This window comes from Polaromonas sp. P4_H1 (assembly GCF_056400945.1).
The window spans coordinates 365941-383409 of the sequence record NZ_JBFUKG010000002.1; the positions used below are offsets into that span (position 1 = coordinate 365941).

The 17469-nt window shown below is 63.1% G+C and carries 14 protein-coding genes and 1 tRNA gene; 4 read left to right on the forward strand and 11 right to left on the reverse strand.

Going from position 1 to position 17469, the window contains the following annotated elements; all coding sequences use genetic code 11:
• Positions 1-38 precede the first annotated feature (38 nt).
• The 11 genes from tig to AC1DS5_RS04630 all read right to left on the reverse strand — a co-directional run bounded on the left by tig (position 39) and on the right by AC1DS5_RS04630 (position 13236).
• Complete coding sequence (tig, locus tag AC1DS5_RS04580) at positions 39-1349, reverse strand: trigger factor (RefSeq protein ID WP_477717065.1); 1311 nt, start codon at positions 1347-1349, stop codon at positions 39-41.
• A gap of 122 nt (positions 1350-1471) precedes the next feature.
• Positions 1472-1558: transfer RNA gene (locus AC1DS5_RS04585), tRNA-Leu, on the reverse strand.
• Positions 1559-1676: 118 nt separating this feature from the next.
• Entirely contained in the window at positions 1677-4958 is a 3282-nt protein-coding gene (locus tag AC1DS5_RS04590; protein ID WP_477717066.1) for an efflux RND transporter permease subunit, read from the reverse strand.
• Positions 4959-4965: 7 nt separating this feature from the next.
• The gene (locus AC1DS5_RS04595) at positions 4966-6138 is read right to left on the reverse strand and encodes an efflux RND transporter periplasmic adaptor subunit (protein ID WP_477717067.1); all 1173 of its coding nucleotides are present in this window, start codon (positions 6136-6138) and stop codon (positions 4966-4968) included.
• A 535-nt stretch (positions 6139-6673) separates the two neighbouring features.
• Entirely contained in the window at positions 6674-7030 is a 357-nt protein-coding gene (locus tag AC1DS5_RS04600; protein ID WP_477717068.1) for a RidA family protein, read from the reverse strand.
• Between the two features lie 64 nt (positions 7031-7094).
• Positions 7095-8156 (reverse strand): agmatinase, encoded by a 1062-nt coding sequence (gene speB, locus AC1DS5_RS04605; RefSeq protein WP_477717226.1) that lies wholly within the window; start codon positions 8154-8156, stop codon positions 7095-7097.
• A 57-nt stretch (positions 8157-8213) separates the two neighbouring features.
• Positions 8214-9212, reverse strand: coding sequence for a bifunctional Delta(1)-pyrroline-2-carboxylate/Delta(1)-piperideine-2-carboxylate reductase (lhpI, locus tag AC1DS5_RS04610; protein WP_477717069.1), 999 nt, complete (start codon positions 9210-9212; stop codon positions 8214-8216).
• A 14-nt stretch (positions 9213-9226) separates the two neighbouring features.
• The gene (locus tag AC1DS5_RS04615; RefSeq protein WP_477717070.1) at positions 9227-10285 is read right to left on the reverse strand and encodes an ABC transporter ATP-binding protein; all 1059 of its coding nucleotides are present in this window, start codon (positions 10283-10285) and stop codon (positions 9227-9229) included.
• A 41-nt stretch (positions 10286-10326) separates the two neighbouring features.
• On the reverse strand, positions 10327-11130 hold the full coding sequence (locus AC1DS5_RS04620; protein ID WP_477717071.1) for an ABC transporter permease: 804 nt from the start codon (positions 11128-11130) through the stop codon (positions 10327-10329).
• Positions 11131-11222: 92 nt separating this feature from the next.
• Positions 11223-12080 (reverse strand): ABC transporter permease, encoded by an 858-nt coding sequence (locus AC1DS5_RS04625; protein WP_477717072.1) that lies wholly within the window; start codon positions 12078-12080, stop codon positions 11223-11225.
• A 64-nt stretch (positions 12081-12144) separates the two neighbouring features.
• Entirely contained in the window at positions 12145-13236 is a 1092-nt protein-coding gene (locus AC1DS5_RS04630; RefSeq protein WP_477717073.1) for an ABC transporter substrate-binding protein, read from the reverse strand.
• 154 nt (positions 13237-13390) lie between these two features.
• Here AC1DS5_RS04630 and AC1DS5_RS04635 point away from each other — a divergent pair, with 154 nt between their 5' ends.
• The 4 genes from AC1DS5_RS04635 (at position 13391) to hpnE (ending at position 17469) form a co-directional block, all read left to right on the forward strand.
• A complete protein-coding gene (locus AC1DS5_RS04635) occupies positions 13391-14248 on the forward strand; it encodes a LysR substrate-binding domain-containing protein (protein WP_477717074.1) in 858 nt (285 codons plus the stop codon).
• 101 nt (positions 14249-14349) lie between these two features.
• Positions 14350-15183, forward strand: coding sequence for a squalene synthase HpnC (gene hpnC, locus AC1DS5_RS04640; protein WP_477717075.1), 834 nt, complete (start codon positions 14350-14352; stop codon positions 15181-15183).
• Between the two features lie 142 nt (positions 15184-15325).
• Complete coding sequence (gene hpnD, locus AC1DS5_RS04645; protein WP_477717076.1) at positions 15326-16168, forward strand: presqualene diphosphate synthase HpnD; 843 nt, start codon at positions 15326-15328, stop codon at positions 16166-16168.
• A gap of 20 nt (positions 16169-16188) precedes the next feature.
• A complete protein-coding gene (gene hpnE / locus AC1DS5_RS04650; protein ID WP_477717077.1) occupies positions 16189-17469 on the forward strand; it encodes a hydroxysqualene dehydroxylase HpnE in 1281 nt (426 codons plus the stop codon).

Genomic DNA, 17469 nt, shown 5'->3' on the forward strand with positions numbered 1-17469 from the left:
CAGGCACAAGCCCCAGCTTCAGGAGAAATTTCGCCTTATCAGTTCTGACCCATCAGGTCGTCGAACGAAATGGCTTTTTCATTGACCTTGGCTTTCCCAAGGACAAACTCCGTCACGTTGTTTTCAATGACAACGGCTTCCACTTCAGCCATGCGGCGGTTGTCGCCAAGGTACCAGCGCACCACATCCTGGGGTTTTTCATAGCTGGCAGCCAACTCTTCAATGTGGGCCTTGAGTTGCTCGGGTTTGGCCTGCAGGCTGTTGGCGCGAACCAGTTCGGCCACCACCAGGCCCAGGCGCACGCGTTTTTCAGCCTGGGGGCGGAAGACGTCGTCAGGAATCGGCGCCTTGTCAGCATCCTTGATGCCGCGCTGCTTCAGGTCGGCGCGCGCGCCTTCGATCATGCGGTCGACTTCGGCCTGCACGCTGGACTTTGGCAGCTCGAGTTCGGCATTGGCCACCAGCGCGTCCATCACGGCGTTTTTGTTGCGGGCCAGCAAGCGGAACTTGACTTCACGCTCGAGGTTTTTCTTGATGTCGGCGCGCAGGGCTTCCACAGTCCCATCCGCGATGCCCAGCGACTTGGCCAGTGCCTCGTTGACCTCAGGCAGGTGAGCTGCTTCGATTTTCTTGACAGTCACCAGAAAGTCAGCCTGCTTGCCGGCAACATCCTTGCCGTGGTAGTCAGCCGGGAAGTTCAGCGGGAAAGTCTTGCTCTCGCCGCTTTTCATGCCGCGCACGGCATCTTCAAACTCCTTGAGCATCTGGCCTTCACCGACCAGGAACTGGAAATCTTCGGCCTTGCCGCCGGCAAAGGTTTCGCCGTCGATCTTGCCTTCAAAGTCGATGGTGGCGCGATCGCCATCCTGGGCCGGCGCATCGGCTGCGCGCTGGGCAAAGGTGCGGCGCTGCTTGCGCAGGATGTCCACGGTCTTGTCGATAGCCGCATCGCTCACTTCAGCGCTGACCTTTTCGACTTCCGCCTGGGTCAGGTCGGCAATCTTGACGTCGGGATAGACCTCGAATACGGCGTCAAATACCAGTTCGCCTTCGGGGGCGCCTTCTTTTTCGCTGATGCGCGGCTGGCCCGCAACACGCAGCTTGGCTTCGTTGGCAGCCACGGCAAACGCTTCGCCCACCTTGTCGTTCATGACTTCGTAATGCACCGAGTAGCCGTAGCGCTGGGCCACCACATTCATGGGCACCTTGCCGGGACGGAAACCGTCCATCTTCACCGTGCGGGCCAGGCGCTTGAGGCGCGTATCGACTTCCGACTGGATGGTATTGAGGGGCAGCGTCAGCGTCATTTTGCGCTCGAGCTTTTCAAGGGTTTCAACAGTCACGGCCATGATGGTTTCCTAAAATCAAAAAATATTCAAAACAGGGCTTGCACCTGACATGCTGCGGCAATACCGCAATGCCTGAAGGCCCGGAAGCAGCACTTCACCTGCTTCCCGTAAACCCTCAAGGATGGTGCGCGGGGGGGGACTCGAACCCCCACACTGTTGCCAGCGTCAGGACCTAAACCTGGTGCGTCTACCAATTTCGCCACCCGCGCGCCTGAAATAAAAACGGGAATCCGAAAAACCTCCGAATCCCCGCTTGAAATCGGTCAACTCTCTATTTTAGCCGTTATCGCAGCCCGATTTCACGGGCATCGACCCGCCCGGTGCCATTCAGGGGACTGCCAGGGGGTTCTCCGGCTCGCGCTTGACGCGAAACCACGCCGCATACATGGCCGGCAACGCCAGCAACGTCAGCACCGTCGCCACCACCAGTCCCCCCATGATGGCCACGGCCATGGGACCCCAGAACACGCTGCGCGACAGCGGAATCATGGCCAGCACCGCCGCTGCGGCCGTCAGCACGATAGGCCGCAACCGGCGCACAGCTGACTCGACAATCGCATCCCAGGCGGGTACGCCCCGGGCACGATCCTGCTCGATCTGATCGATGAGGATCACGGAATTGCGCTGGATCATGCCCATGAGCGCGATCACGCCGAGCAAAGCGACAAAACCGAACGGCCGCCCCAATAAAATCAGCGCCCCGGCCACCCCTGCGATGCCAAGCGGGCCGGTCAAAAATACCAGCATGGCGCGGCTGAAGCTGTGCAATTGCAGCATCAGCAGCGTGAAGGTCAGGAAGAGCATGACGGGAATGCCCGCAGCGATGGACGCCGAGCCCTTGCTGCTTTCTTCCACCGCGCCCGCTACCTCGATGCGGTAGCCCGTCATGCCGCTGCCGTGCCATTGGGTCTCCAGCGCCTTGAGCCTGGGCATCAGCTCCTGGGTCACCGTTGCACCCTGAAGCCCTTCGACAATGTCACTTTGCACCGTGATGGCGTAATCGCGGTTTTCGCGCCACATCACCCCCGGCTCCCAAGTGAAGACCGGCTTGGCGATTTGCGTCAGCGGAATCGAACGCCCGGAAGCCGTGGGCAGGTAAGCATTGGCAATGTCGGTGATGGCGTTGCGCTCGTCCAGCGGCTGGCGCAGCACGATGTCGATCAGCTTGTCGCCTTCGCGGAACTGGCCCACCGGGGTGCCCGCCAGAATGGTCCGGGAGGCCTGGGCAATGGACTGGCTGCTCACGCCCAGCGCGCGTGCTTTCGACTGGTCCACCTCCAGGCGCAACACCTTGACCGATTCGTTCCAGTTGTCATTGACGCCGCGCGTGTTCGCACTTTCCCGCATCACCGCTTTGACCTCATCGGCGCGCTCACGCAGGACCAGCGGGTCAATACCCACGACCCGGAACTGCACCGGGTAAGGCACCGGAGGTCCGTTGGGCAGCAACTTGACGCGGCCCCGCACCTCGGGGAACTCGGTCGCCAGCAGGGCCGGCAGCTTGATGCGCAGGGTCTCGCGCACCTTCAGGTCCTTGGCCAGCACAATCATCTGCGACACGTTGGTCTGCGGGAACACCTGGTCCAGCGGCAAATAAAAGCGCGGCACACCCGAACCCACCCAGGTGCTGACCGAAGTCACGCCCGCTTCCCGCATCAGGCGCTGCTCGACGCGCCTGGCGGTGAACTCATTGGCCGCAAAAGAGGTGCCCTCGGGGAACCAGATGTCCACCATGATTTCGGGGCGGCTGGAGTCGGGGAAAAACTGCTGCTGCACCTTGCCCATGCCCACAATGCCCAAAGCAAAGATCAACACCGTGGCGCCGATCGTGATCCAGCGATGCTGCACGCACCAGTTCACGGTTTTGCGAAAGGTGTTGTAGAAGGGGCTGTTGAACATCTCGTGCGGGCTGTCCAGGCCGGCAGCGACCTCCTTGACGTGCGGTGGCACCCTGAGCAGCAGCGTGCCCAGGTAAGGGACAAAATACACCGACACAACCCAGCTGAGCACGAGCGCAATCACGGTCACCGCAAAAATTGCAAAGGTGTATTCACCCGTGGTCGATTTGGCCAGGCCAATGGGCAAAAACCCGACGGCGGTGATGAGCGTGCCCGTCAGCATGGGCATCGCGGTGATTTCATACGCAAAGGTGGCGGCGCGCACCTTGTCGTAGCCCTCTTCCATCTTGCGCACCATCATTTCCACGGCAATGATGGCGTCGTCCACCAGCAGGCCCAGCGCAATAATCAGGGATCCCAGTGATATCTTGTGCAGGCCGATACCGTAGTACCACATGGCCAGAAAGGTCATGCCCAGCACCAGCGGAATGGTGATGCCCACGACCAGTCCGGGCCGCATGTCGATGTAATAGCGCCGCCACAGCGGCAGGCGGCCAAGCCCCTCATGCGGGCGTTTATGCAGACCCAGGCTGATGAAGCTGACCGCCAGCACAATTACCACAGCCTCGATCAACACCCCGACAAATTCATTCACAGACCTCGACACTGCCTTGGGCTGATCCTGCACATGGACCAGCTTGATACCGGCAGGCAAGGCGCCGGCGATGCTTTCGGACAATTTTTCCAGCGACTTGCCCAGCCCGATGATGTCGCCGCCCTTGACCATGGACACGCCCAGCGCAATCACTTCCTTGCCCTGGTGGTGAACCTTGACGGACGGGGGATCGACATAGCCCCGCCTGATTTCCGCGATGTCACCCAGGCGCAGCTGGCTGCCCCCGGCACTGGTTCCCGCCCCGTAACCTGCCCCGCGAATTGGCATGGCGCGCAGCTGTTCCACCGCTTCGAACTGGCCGGCTACCCGTACCTGCACCACATCCAGCGGGGTCTGCACGGCACCCGCCGATTCGATGGCATTTTGCTGGCCCAGTTGCGACAGCACCTGGTTGAAATCCAGCCCCAGCTGCGCCAGGCGTTTCTGGGAAATTTCAATGAAAACCTTTTCGTCCTGTACGCCGAACAGTTCAACCTTGTTGACATCCGGCACACGCAGCAGGCGCTGGCGCACATCGTCCGCAAAGGTCTTGAGCTCAGCATAGTTGAACCCATCGGATTCCAGGGCGTAAATCACGCCATAGACATCACCAAAATCGTCGTTGAAAAAGGGGCCCTGAATACCGCCCGGCAGGGTGCCACGCATATCGCCGACCTTCTTGCGCACCGAATACCAGACGTTGGCCACGTCGCCGGGTTTGGAGGAATCCTTGATCTGGAAAATGATTTGCGACTCGCCAGGCTTCGAATAGCTGCGTATCTTGTCGGCGTAGGGCACTTCCTGCAGCGTGCGCTCTATCTTGTCAGTCACCTGCTCTGCCACCTGTTGCGCGGTGGCGCCGGGCCAATAGGTGCGCACCACCATGGCTCTGAAGGTGAACGGCGGATCTTCGTCCTGCCCGAGCTGAAAATAGGATGCAAAACCCAGCGCCATCAGCACGACCAGCAGGTAGCGCGTCAGCGCCGCATGCTCCAGCGCCCAGCGGGATAGATTGAACCGGGGAGAAGGAAGAGCGCTGTCAATAGCGCTGTCGGCGAAGTTGTTGCCAAGGTTGTTGCCGGCCTGGCTGCCGGTGCCGTTGCCTGCCTGCGTCATGCCGGCCTCACTTCGCAACCGACGCTGATGCGCTGGAAGCCAAAGCAGCCGTCGCAGGTTTTGCTATCGAATCAGGACCTGTTTGCGCCGGACTGGCGGTCGTCACCGCCACGCTGGGCCGGTAAATAGTGACTTTCTGTCCGGGCGACAGCACATGCACGCCGGCGCTGACCACCAGCATGCCCGGCTGCAGGCCCGACGCCACCACCACATCGTTGCCGTCGGCGGTGGCGACCTGGATCACCTGCGGCTTGACGGTCATGCTGCCTTTGTCGAGCACCCACACCGCCGTGGCATTGCCTTCCTGGCGCAAGGCCGTGGTCGGCAGCTTGATGACTGGCATACCGACGGCGTCGCCCACTTCAGGCACCACGGACACCGTGGCACCCAGGACGGGCGGCTCCTTGGCGTCGATGGAAACCTTGACGGGGTAAGTCCGCGTCACCGGATCGCTGCTCGCAGCCACCTCACGCACCTTGCCGGGTAAATCGGTGTGTTGCGCCCAAAGGCGAATCCTGACGGGTGCACCGACCTTGATGCCGGCCACTTTGTCCTCAGGCACCGAGAACACCACGTCGCGAACGCCGTCGGCCGCAATGCGCACCACCGGCACCCCCGCTGCCACCACCTGACCCGGCTCCGCCTCTATCGCCGTCACCACACCCGAGACATCAGCCACCAGCGCGGCATAACCCGCCTGGTTGCTCTGCACGGCCAGCTGCGACTGGGCCTGCTCCAGTTGTGCCTGGGCCGCCTTGAAGGTCGTTTCGCGGCGCTCCAGTTCCGCGCCGCTGATGAAATTCTGGTCTTTCAGCTCTTTGTAGCGCTTGAAATCAGCCGCGGCGAGATCCCGGTTGGTCGTTGCCGTTGCAACTTGGGCGCGGGCTGCATCGGCGGCCAGCTTGTAATCCTGCGGGTCCAGTTGGGCCAGCACCTGGCCGGCCTTGACGCGTTGGCCCAGCTCGGCCTGCCGCTTGATGATCTTGCCCCCAACCCTGAAGCCCAGGCGGGACTCGACTTGGGCCCTGACCTCCCCCGCATACTCGTGGCTGGAAGAAAACGCATCAGTCCCTACAGTCATGACCTTCACGGCACGTACCGGCTCCTCAGGTGGAGCGGATGGAGAACAGGCGGCCAGTACGACGGCAATGCTCACCAGCGAAAAGACGGTTTTTTTCATGGTCTGGTTCAGATGAAGAGTCGGGACAGGAGATCGAATCAGGAAATCAGCAGGAGGTCAGGCCAGGCAATTACTGACTGACTGGTTAGTAATCTAGGATAAATGGGGAGGCTTGTCAAGCACTTGGCCTCGGCATAAATCACCCGAATACCGGGGAAAATTTACCCGCGGCAGTACCGATGGGACATGGGGGACACCGAGACACGGCTGAACGCCGCCGCCTGTACGAGGACGACAAGGACGAGTGCGGCCTCGAAATTGCTCAAACGATGGGGCGATGGGGCCCCGCGCGCCGAATCAATGGTCAAGTTGACCGGGCATGGGGCAGAGCGGCAGCAAGGTGCCCCGGTTGGGGCGCAGGTTTCAGCGCCCGGGCGGGGCGGGCCACCCTGCCGTCAGCTCACCACGCATGCGCACCTGCACGTCACTGCACACATCCGCACGCATGGGCGGACAGCGCGCCGCCGCCGTGAGGCCCTGGAGCCGTCGCCAGGGCGAGCCAACCCGGCATGGCGCCGGCAGTGCAGACGAAGGATCAGGCCTGCGCCGCAATCACGCCGATCTCCACCCGGTATTCGGTTGCGGCCAGACGGGCGCTGAGCACGGTGGCGCGTGCCGGGGTGCTGCCGGGCACTACCCAGGCCTCCCAGGCACGGTTCATGTCGGCAAAGGTGTCCATGTCGGTCAGCCAGATGGTCGCACTCAGTATGCGGGTCTTGTCGCTGCCGGCAGCGGCCAGCAGGCGGTCGATGCTCGCCAGGACTTGCTGCGTCTGCGTGAAGACGCTGGGCCCGGCATCGTGGTCGGCTACCTGGCCGGCCAGGTAAATGGTTTTCTGGTGCACGACTGCTTGCGACATGCGGGGGCCGGTTTCAATGCGCTGGATGGACATAGGGGTCTTCCTCGTAGGTGTTGTAAGGTGAAAATAAAAAAACAGAGGGAATGATTCCCGCCGGTTATCGGTTCGCCATGGCCGGCGACAACGCAACCAGGCACAGTATCTCGAATAACATCTGCGCGCCCACCAGAGCCGTGTTGCCGGAGGGGTCATTCTGTGGGGCGACCTCCATCACGTCGCCGCCGACGATATTCAGGCCCGCCAGGCCGCGCAGCAAGGTGAGCACTTCGCGCGGGCTCAGGCCACCGACCTCGGGCGTGCCCGTGCCCGGCGCATACGCGGGGTCCAGGCTGTCCACGTCAAACGTCACATAGGTCGGGCCGTCGCCCACCACTTCGCGGGTGCGCCGGATCACGGCTTCCACCCCCATTTTCGAGAACTCTTCAGCATGGATGACGGTCATGCCGGAGTCAAACGAAAACTCCCACAAATACTCGGCCCCGCCCCGAATGCCGATCTGGACGCAGCGGCGCGGATCCAGCACGCCCGCCAGCACGGCCTCCCGGAAGGGGCCGCCGTGGTGAAATTTGGAACCCTCGTAGGTTCCGGCGGTGTCGCAGTGGGCATCAATATGCACCATGCCCACCGGCCGGTCGCGTCCCACCGCTTTCAGGATGGAGCCCGTGATCGAATGGTCACCGCCCACAGCCAGCGGAATCACACCCGCTTTCACAACCTGGTTGAAGCAGGCCTCGATGTCGGCATGGCATTCGTCCAGGCTGAAACGGCTGCGCATGGGCACATCGCCCATGTCGGCCATCTTCAGGCGGGTCACCGGCGCCAGGCCCAGCGCATGCTCGTAAGGTCCGATACGCTCCACATTGCGCACGGCGCGCGGCCCCAGGCGGGCCCCGGCGCGGTTGGTCACGCCCAGGTCCATCGGCACGCCGATCAAGGCCACATCCAGGCCCGCCAGATTCGGCTCAGGCTGGGCCAGGCCATCCGCGCGGTAAGGGGCATCGAGAAATGTGGGGACGTCGGCAAACGGCCACTTGCGGCGGTCCGAGCTGCTGAAGATCTGTTCAGCGACGGCCTTGAATGCCGGGTCAAACATGTCGGCGCCCGAAGCGCCGGCATAACGGGCCCGCAATCTGGCCAAATGTTCTGCGTTGGTAGTCATGGAATGCATGGAATGGTTCATGTTGGAAAAAATCGGGAGGCTGGCAGCTGCCGCCGCTCACGCCTGCGGCGCCGCGCTGCCGCGCGACAGCCGATCCAGGCACAGCCGCGCAGCGGCAAGGTCTTCCAGTGCCGCTCCGACGGATTTGAAGACAGTGATATCGGTGTCGCGGCGCGCAATGGGTGCGCCCGCCCGGCACAGGTCAGCCAGCTCGCCCCGAATACGGTTGCGCGCCAAGGCACCGGACGCCAACGCCTGGATCAAGTCGCCCGCCTCCGCCAAGCCGCCCGCGGTGGTGTCGCACCAGACTGAAGTGGCGCGTATGAACACTTGGTCATCTGCCTCGCGCATCTGCGGCGTGAAGGCGCCAACCAGGTCCACATGCGTGCCTGGACGCAGCCACTCACCGTGCAACAGCGAGGTTTTCGACAGCGTGGCGCAGCTGATGATGTCGGCCTGGGCGCAAGCCTCTTCCAGCGCGGTGACAGGTTCTGCCTTCACGCCTTGCGCCCGCAAGGCGTCCGCACTCTCCTGCGCCTTGGCTGGCGACCTGCCCCACACCAGCACGCGCTCAATCGGTCGCACCTGGGCATGGGCCAGGGGCAGGTACTGCGACAGCCGCCCTGTCCCGACCATCAGCAGCGTGCGGCTGTCGGGGCGCGAGAGAAACCGGCTGGCCAGGGCCGAGGCCGCCGCCGTGCGACGCGCCGTCAGCTCGCCAGCGTCCAGCACCGCCTGCGGACGGCCGCTGGCGCCCTCCATCAACACGTAAAGCCCGTGAATGGATGGCAGATCCAGCGTATGGTTATCCGGATAGACCGCCACGAGCTTGACCCCCACCCCTAAACCGGGGCTCCAGGCCGGCATGGACAGCAACACCGGTGTGCTGGCGCTGCCCATGCCTTCCATGTGGTAATGCCCCCGCGTGGGCGTGCTCAGGTCGGTGGCGGCAAAGGCGCTGTGCAGGGCCCGCAGCAGCTCCGGCCAGGGTAAATGGCGGGCCACACTCGCGGCATCAATAAAAACCGGGGAAATCGTGGATGGAGAATTTTCCATGGCGCCCTCCCCGCTCAAGCAGCGAACACCGAACAGCGTTCGGCATCAATCAACACATTCACACGCTGCCCGCAGCGCGCGCTTTGAAACTGGGCATCGCCGCCGTGGCAGCGCAGGCGCTCATCGCCACAGCGCAGGATCAGTTCCGACTTGGCACCGAGGTCGCGCAGGAAATCAATCTCCCCTGAAATGCTGTTGGGCCGCGCCGGTGCATCGGCATGGGTCGGCTCGAACCTGAGGTCTTCGGAGCGCACGGCCAGCGTCACGGCGCTGCCGGCCGGCAAACTGGTGGGAAGCGCCAGGGCGCTGCCCAGCACCTCGATCACGCCCGGGCTGCGCACCATGCCGGGCAGCAGGTTGGCGGCCCCGAGGAACTCGGCCACGAACGCATTGGCCGGTTTGCGGTACACCTGCGAGGGCGTATCGCATTGCTGGACGCGCCCGCCCTTGAGCACGACCAGGCGATCCGACAGCATCATGGCTTCGTGCTGGTCGTGCGTCACCACGATGGTGGTCACGCCGAACTGCTGCTGCAGTTGCCTGAGCTCGATCTGCATGCTGTCGCGCAGCTGGGCGTCCAGGGCCGACAACGGCTCGTCCAGCAAAAACAGCTTGGGCGGAACGGCCAGCGCACGCGCAATGGCCACGCGCTGGCGCTGCCCGCCGGAGAGTGCCGACACCGGGCGATCCGCAATTGCCGGAAGTTGCACCATGTGCAGCAGTTCTTCCACGCGGCTGGCGCGCTGCGCCGTGGCGACTCCCTTGAGCTTCATGCCGTAGGCAATGTTTTCGGCCACCGTCATGTGCGGGAACAGCGCCAGCGACTGAAACACCATGCCAAAGCCGCGCAGATGCGGAGCCACATGGCTGATCTCCTGGCCGTCCAGCAGCAGCTGGCCGCTGCTGGCACTCTCGAAGCCGGAAATGATGCGCAGCAGCGTGGTCTTGCCGCAACCCGAGGGGCCGAGCAAACATACAAATTCCCCGCGGGCGATGGTCAGGTCAACATCGCTGAGGACGTTCGCCGTGCCGAAGCGTTTGCTGACGCCCCGGAGTTCCAGATGCTTGTCCATATGCAACAGTCTTTCGTTAATCAGGTTCTTGGGGGCAGCGCTCAAAACAGGCTGCCCTTGCCGGCCACGAGCTTGTCGACCCAGGCGATCAGCGCCACGTCCAGCGCAATGATCAGGGTCGAAATGGCCAGCGTGGTGGGATCCAGCGACGAGACGGTGCGGCTGTACATCCAGATCGGCAGCGTGCGCACGTCGATCGTGTACATGAAGAAAGTCACCGTGAACTCGTTGAAGGAAATGATGAAGGCGAAGATCAGCCCGGCCATGATTCCCGGCTTCATCAGCGGCACGACGACATGCAGGATGGCGCGCAAAGGCGAGGCCCCCAGCGACATGGCGGCTTCTTCCAGGTCCAGCCCCACGCCATTCATGGCACTCAGGCAATTGCGTAAAACAAAAGGCAGCGCCAGCGTGATGTGCGGAATGGCCAGGCGAAACAGGCCCAGGTCCACGCCGGTCTCGCGGCTGAGTGCTTCGGTCATGAGCAGGTAGGCCACGCCCAGCACCACCAGCGGAAACACGATGGGCAGGGTGAACAGCAGTTCGGCCAGATGGCGCCAGCGCCCCTGGCTGCGCACCACGGCATAAGACAGCGGCACACAGACACTGACGCTGGCCAGCATGGTGATGAGGCCCACGATCAGGCTGCTGGTCATGGCGCTGAAGGCCGACATCGTGCCCTCGCTCTTGTCGCCAAACAGCACATCGAAGGCAGCGCCGTACCAGCGCAGCGACAGGGACTGCGGCGGAAAATCCAGGTTGGTGCCGCCCGAAAACGACATGATCAGGATGATCACCACCGGCAACGCCGCGATGAGCAGGCCCAGCCCGGCCAGGGTGCCCATGACCCAGCCAAACGATCCGCGGCCGGCACGGGAAGTGGTTGAGGACGCAGCTGGAGAAGTCACTGAAGGGGTAATTGAAGTTGCCGTTGCCATCATCGTGCTCCCTGCCATTGGGTGGTGCGTGTGGACAGCCAGGTGGCGGCCATCAGGGTTGCCAGCGTGATGGCGATGAGGGTGACGCCCGCCGCCGCCGCACCTGCCCAGTCAAACATCGGTGAAATCATGTCGCGGATGGCCACGCCCATGGTCTGGACACGGCGGCCGCCGAGCAGCAGCGGCACGGCGAAAGCGCTGGCGTTGAAGGCAAACACAATCGAGGCCGCACCGATCAGCCCGGGCTTGAGCAGCGGCAGCGTGATGTCGCGAAACGAGCGCCAGGGCGCAGCGCCCAGGCTGGCACTGGCCTCCAGGTATTGCGCCGAGATGGCCCGCATCGAGCCGAGGATGGGAAACACGGCCAGCGGCAAGGCGGTTTGCACCAGGCCCACCAGCACACCGATCTCATTGAACAGCAGCTGCACCGGGCGGTCCAGCACACCCAGCTTAAGCAATACGCCATTGATGATGCCGTTGGGCCCCAGCACCATGATCCAGCCATAGGACTGAATCAGCAGGTTCAAAATCATGGGCAGCAGGATGAGACTGGTGACCACGCGTCGCCAGATGGGCTGGGTAATCGCCGCCATCAGCATGGCCACGGGCACCGCCAGCACCAGGCAGATGACCGTGCTCAGCGCCGCCAGCTTGAGCGTCAGAACGACCGAGCGAAGAAAAAACGGGTCGAGCAGGCCCAGGTAACGCTCCAGGCTGAAACCGTCAATAGACTGCGTGTCCGCCGAAAAGGAAAAGCGGAGCACGAAGACAACAGCCAGCAGAAAGGGCAGCAAGAGCACGATGGCCGGCAGGGCCAGCAGGGCCAGCCGGAGGCGGCCAGAATTCAGAGTGGACATGGTCAAAACTTTCCTGACGACCGGGCCGCGGGAAGCGGTCCGGCCGTTTATCAACTGCAGACGATCAGGAGAAGGTCTGCGTGTAGCGCTTGATCCAGCTGTCGCGTACCGAGGCAATCACCGCCTTGTCGTGAATCACCGCCGTGGAGCCGAGCTGCTCGGGCTTGATGATGAAGGGGCTCTTTTGCGCCTCGGGTGAGAGCACGGCCTTGAGGTTGACCGGCCCGTTGAGCACGTCCTCGGCCATTTTTCCCTGCACAACGGGATCCAGCGAATGGTTGATGAAGGCATGGATCAGCGACGATTCGCCGGGGTGGGCCTTGGGCATGATGGTGTACATCAGGTCGGCAAAAAAACCTTCCTTCAGGTTGTACGTGGCGCCCAGGCCGGAGTTGGGATCCTTGAGTTCCTTGGCAAAGAAGGCCGGGGCGTACACCGCACCAATGTCCAGCGAGTTGGAGCGAAACAGTTCGGCGATTTGCGTCGGGTTCTCGCCGAAGGTCAGCACCCGGTCCTTGAGCTCGGCCAGCTTCTTGAAACCACCTTCCACATTGGTCGCGCTGCCGCCGGTCAGCTTGGCTGCGGCCACGATGGTGTCCAGCGAATCCGTCCAGGTCGCCGGCGGCAAAAACACCCGCTTGGCATATTTGGGGTTCCACATTTCCTCGTAGCTGGTCGGTGCCGCCTTGAAGGTGCGAGTGTTGTACAGCATGCCACCGGTCCACAGCAGATAGCCAATGCCGTGGCCATCGGCACCGGTGCGAAAACGCGCGTCCACGCTCTGGAGGTTGGGTAACTGGTTCAGGTCGGGCTTTTCCAGCAGGCCTGCATTGGCCAGGGTGACGGCGCCGACACCTGCCAGCGTGATCACATCGTATTGCGGGCGATTTCCGCCCGCCTTGAGTTTGGCCACCATCTCGGACGTGCTGCCCGTGCGGTCGGCAATGACCTTGGCACCCGTTTGGGCTTCAAAGGTTTGCGCGATGTTGCGTAGCACCGCCAGGCCCGTATCGTCCGACCAGGTCAGGATACGCAGGGTTTTCCCTGAGAACTTGCGATTTTGGGCGAGCGCATTGAGTGCCGGAAAGCCCAGCGCTGTCGAGGCCAGCGCAGCGCCTGCCTTGACCAAGGTGCGCCGTTGGATATCGTGTGTCATATCGGTTTCTCCTGTGTGGGTGTACATATAAGAATAATTTGTTGACTTGCTGAATACCCGTTTCGCAGCCCTCAAAAAATCTCAAAGTCATCGTAATGGCTCTGCTAAAGTAGCGATAGTCACAAAATTGTCGCGTACCTATCAATAAAACTGAATGCAAGACTTGGACCCGCACCTGTTGCGTGCATTCTTGTCGGTGATTGACGTCGGCACCGTCAATGGCGCAGCTGCCGCACTGCATCGCACCCAGGCGGCTGTCAGCATGCAGATCCGGCGCCTGGAAGATATTGCGGGTGCCCCGCTGTTCGAACGCTCGCCCAAGGGCCTGACGGCCAACGCCGAGGGGCGGGTCTTGGAGCCCTATGCGCGTGAAATCCTGACCCTCAATGAAGAAGCCCGGCAACGCATCAGCGGCCAGCGCATGGAAGGCCGCGTCAAGCTGGGGGTGGTGGAAGACTTCGCCGCAACGCGACTGATTGAGATTTTGAAGTCCTTTCGCGACCAGAACCCCAAGGTGCATCTGGACCTGATCATCGCGGGCAACCGGCAGCTGGCCGCGCTGTTTGAGCAGGACAAACTCGATTTGCTGATCTGCGACACCCAGGAGGTGGCACACAAGCCCCTGGTCGAATGGCCCGAGCAACTGCTGTGGGTGGTGCGCTCCGACCTGACGCTGCCGCCGGACGATGCCTTGCCGGTGGTTCTGTTCACCGACGCCTGCCCCTGGCGCACCCGGGTCATGGAGTCGCTGGCCGACGCCCAGTTGCGCTGGAGCATGGTGTGCGAGGCCTCCACGCTGGTGGCCATGGCTACCGCTGTGCAGGTGGGCATCGGCATCGGGCCCATGATTTCAGCCACCATTCCGCCCGGCTGCCGCGTGCTCGCGGCAACGCCTGAATTCCCGAACCCGATTCAAATCGGGATTGGCCTGTATGCCCGCACCGGGGCCTCGGAGGAAGCGACTTACCTCGCCGATTTCATGACCCGCATGCCAGGCAGGCTGGCGGTTTGACGGGCATGCCAGTGACATCAAGACCTTTGCCGCAAGACCCGGCCGGCACGGACGCGCCCACAACCTCCCCGGTCGCTTCCCCAACCAGGACCACGACCTCTATGACCACGCGCAAGGCGGGCGTTGACCATTACGAGAACTTCCCGGTCGCCTCTGTCCTGTGCCCGCCGCACCTGCGACCCGCCATCGCCGCCATCTACTGGTTCGCCCGCACCGCAGACGACATCGCCGACGAGGGTGACGCCCTGCCCCAGACCCGTCTGGACGACCTGGCCGCCTACCACGCCGATCTCATGGCGACCGCTGCTGGCCTCTCGCCCTCCCCGCGCTGGGCCGCCGTGTTTGACCCGCTGGGCCCCGTGATCACGCAATTTGCCCTGCCGGTGCATTTGCTGGCCGATCTGCTCAGCGCCTTTGAGCAGGACGTGGTGAAACAGCGCTACGCCAGTCAGGCCGAACTGCTCGACTACTGCAACCGTTCAGCCAACCCAGTGGGCCGTTTGCTGCTGCACCTGTATGGTGTGCACGACGGCGACTCGCTGCAGATGAGTGACAACATCTGCAGCGCCCTGCAACTCATCAACTTCTGGCAGGACCTGAGCGTGGACATTCCACGCGGACGCATCTACCTGCCGGCCGATGCCTGGGCGCGCCATGGCGTCGATGAAGCGCAACTACTGGCTTTGGACAGCAACCCAGCCACTACTAAATTAATAGCTGACTGCGTCCAATCCGCAAGGGCTGCCATGCTCAAAGGCTCCCCGCTGGTGAAAAGGATACCAGGGCGCGGCGGCTGGGAGCTGCGGCTGGTGGTGCAAGGCGGCCTGCGCATCCTGGACAAAATCGAAGCGCTGGGCTTCAACACGCTGCAGCAACGCCCCAAGCTCGGGCCCTGGGATGTGGCGGTGATGGGCTGGCGTGCTTTATGGATGTAGGCACGACACTCACAGGCGGCCCATAACAGGAACCAAGCATTTTTCCGACGGGCCGCCCCTAGAAAAAATAGCCCCCTCGGGGGGCAGCGCATTACACAAAGTGAAAAGCGTGGGGGTCATTTCCACGTGCAACAATCGCCGCATGAATCCCGAGCAGTATGTCCAGCAAAAAGCCGCCGCATCCGGTAGCAGTTTCTATTACGCCTTCCTGTTTTTACCCCCCGAGCGGCGTGCCGCCATCACCGCGTTTTACGCTTTCTGCCGCGAAATAGACGATGTGGTCGATGAAGTGACCGACCCCGGCGTGGCGCAAACCAAGCTGGCCTGGTGGCAGGCCGAGGTGGCCAAGTCGTATGCCGGCAATCCGACGCATCCGGTCATGCAGGCGCTGATGCCCCTGGCCGGGAGCTACGGCATTGAAGCGCGCCATTTACAGGCGGTCATCGAGGGCTGCCAGATGGACCTGGAGCAAAACCGCTACCTCGACTTCCCCGGCCTCATGCAGTATTGCCACCTGGTGGCGGGCATCGTGGGCGAGGTAGCCGCGCGCATTTTTGGCCAGACGGACGAAGCCACCACCACCTACGCACACAAGCTGGGCCTGGCGTTCCAGCTCACCAATATCATTCGCGATGTGGGTGAAGATGCGATGCGCGGCCGCATCTACCTGCCCATCAACGAGCTGCAGCAGTTTGATGTGAAGGCGCACGAAATCCTGAAACGCCAGTATTCCGAGCGCTTTACCGCGCTCATGCAGTTCCAGACCCAGCGCGCACTGGCGCTGTATGACGAGGCGCTGGCCCTGCTGCCCCCGGCTGACCGCCGGGCCCAGAAGCCCGGCCTCATGATGGCCAGCATTTACCGCACGCTGCTGCGCGAGATCGCCGCCGACGGCTATCAGGTGCTGCACCAGCGGGTCAGCCTCACACCCTTGCGAAAATTCTGGCTGGCCTGGAAAACGCAGGCCTTTGGGCGGGTGGTTTAACACGTGTGGTTGGTGGGAACATGAGAGTCGCCGTCGTGGGTGCCGGGTGGGCGGGCTGCGCCGCAGCCGTCGAGGCCACGCGCCTGGGTTATCAGGTCACCCTTTTTGAAGCGTCCCGCACCGCTGGCGGGCGGGCCCGCCGCTTGGGCGGCACGGTGGCGGGCCGGTCTGTCCCGCTCGACAATGGCCAGCACATCCTGATCGGCGCCTATGCCGAAACCCTGCGCCTGATGGAAGACCTGGGCGTTGACGTGAATGCTGCCATGCTGCGTCTGCCCTTGAGCATGCGCTTCCCCAATGGCAGCGGCCTGCAGTTGCCCCGGTGGCCGGCGCCGCTGGATGCGCTCGCCGGCATCCTCGTGGCCCGTGGCTGGTCATGGGCGGACAAGCTGTCGCTGCTTAAGGTGGCGCTGGGCTGGAAACTCAAGGGATTTCAGTGCGATCCGGGCCAGTCGGTGACCGATATATGCCAGGGCCTGACACCAGGCGCCATGGCTTCGCTGATCGAGCCTTTGTGCGTGTCGGCGCTGAACACGCCGGCGCAATGCGCCAGTGGCCAGGTGTTCCTGCGCGTGATCCGTGATGCGCTGTTTCTGCAGAGCGGCGGCTCCAACCTGCTCTTGCCCCGCAAGGACCTGAGCGCCCTGCTGCCGGATGCCACGCTGGCCTGGCTCCATGAGCAGGGCAGCCCCGCACAGCTGGGCGCTCGTGTGCTCACCATCGCCCCTCTCGGTTCAAGCTGGGTCGTGACCACCGATAGCAGCGTCGCCTTTGATTGCGTGGTGCTTGCCTGCCCGCCCCACGAGGCAGCGCGCCTTGTCGAAGGCAGTGGCGTGCCGGCTGACGAATGGCTCATGCAGACGCGCGGCTTGCAGCACGAGGCCCTCACCACCGTTTATGCCCACGCGTCCGATGCACGCCTGGCCCAGCCCATGCTGGCGCTGCCTTCAAGTGCCACGGAGCCGGCCCAATTCGTGTTCGACCGCGGACAACTCGGCGGCCCCGCGGGCTTGCTGGCGTTCGTGATCAGTGCCAGTTCGGGCGACAACGCCACACTGACGCAGCAGGTGCTGGCGCAAGCCGCGCGGCAGTTGGGGCTGAATTCGCTGAACCCGCTGCAGCCGGTGCAGACCATTGTGGAAAAGCGTGCGACCTTTGCCTGCACCCCCGGCGTACAGCGGCCCGGCGCCGCCGTCGCTCCGGGCCTGATGGCGTGTGGGGACTACATTGCCGGGCCGTATCCAGCCACCCTGGAAGGTGCCGTGCGCTCCGGCCTGGAGGTGGCCAGGCGCCTGCATTGA

Excerpts from the sequence above, each read along its gene's own strand:
- AC1DS5_RS04600 (WP_477717068.1), bottom strand. The coding sequence starts at position 7,030 with ATGTCCATCCAGCGCATTGAAACCGGCCCCCGCATGTCGCAAGCAGTC.
- speB (WP_477717226.1), bottom strand. The coding sequence starts at position 8,156 with ATGACTACCAACGCAGAACATTTGGCCAGATTGCGGGCCCGTTATGCC.
- AC1DS5_RS04635 (WP_477717074.1), top strand. The coding sequence starts at position 13,391 with ATGCAAGACTTGGACCCGCACCTGTTGCGTGCATTCTTGTCGGTGATT.
- AC1DS5_RS04595 (WP_477717067.1), bottom strand. The coding sequence starts at position 6,138 with ATGAAAAAAACCGTCTTTTCGCTGGTGAGCATTGCCGTCGTACTGGCC.
- AC1DS5_RS04590 (WP_477717066.1), bottom strand. The coding sequence starts at position 4,958 with ATGACGCAGGCAGGCAACGGCACCGGCAGCCAGGCCGGCAACAACCTT.
- AC1DS5_RS04615 (WP_477717070.1), bottom strand. The coding sequence starts at position 10,285 with ATGGACAAGCATCTGGAACTCCGGGGCGTCAGCAAACGCTTCGGCACG.
- AC1DS5_RS04625 (WP_477717072.1), bottom strand. The coding sequence starts at position 12,080 with ATGTCCACTCTGAATTCTGGCCGCCTCCGGCTGGCCCTGCTGGCCCTG.
- hpnD (WP_477717076.1), top strand. The coding sequence starts at position 15,326 with ATGAATCCCGAGCAGTATGTCCAGCAAAAAGCCGCCGCATCCGGTAGC.
- hpnE (WP_477717077.1), top strand. The coding sequence starts at position 16,189 with ATGAGAGTCGCCGTCGTGGGTGCCGGGTGGGCGGGCTGCGCCGCAGCC.
- hpnC (WP_477717075.1), top strand. The coding sequence starts at position 14,350 with ATGACCACGCGCAAGGCGGGCGTTGACCATTACGAGAACTTCCCGGTC.
- AC1DS5_RS04620 (WP_477717071.1), bottom strand. The coding sequence starts at position 11,130 with ATGGGCACCCTGGCCGGGCTGGGCCTGCTCATCGCGGCGTTGCCGGTG.
- AC1DS5_RS04630 (WP_477717073.1), bottom strand. The coding sequence starts at position 13,236 with ATGACACACGATATCCAACGGCGCACCTTGGTCAAGGCAGGCGCTGCG.
- lhpI (WP_477717069.1), bottom strand. The coding sequence starts at position 9,212 with ATGGAAAATTCTCCATCCACGATTTCCCCGGTTTTTATTGATGCCGCG.
- tig (WP_477717065.1), bottom strand. The coding sequence starts at position 1,349 with ATGGCCGTGACTGTTGAAACCCTTGAAAAGCTCGAGCGCAAAATGACG.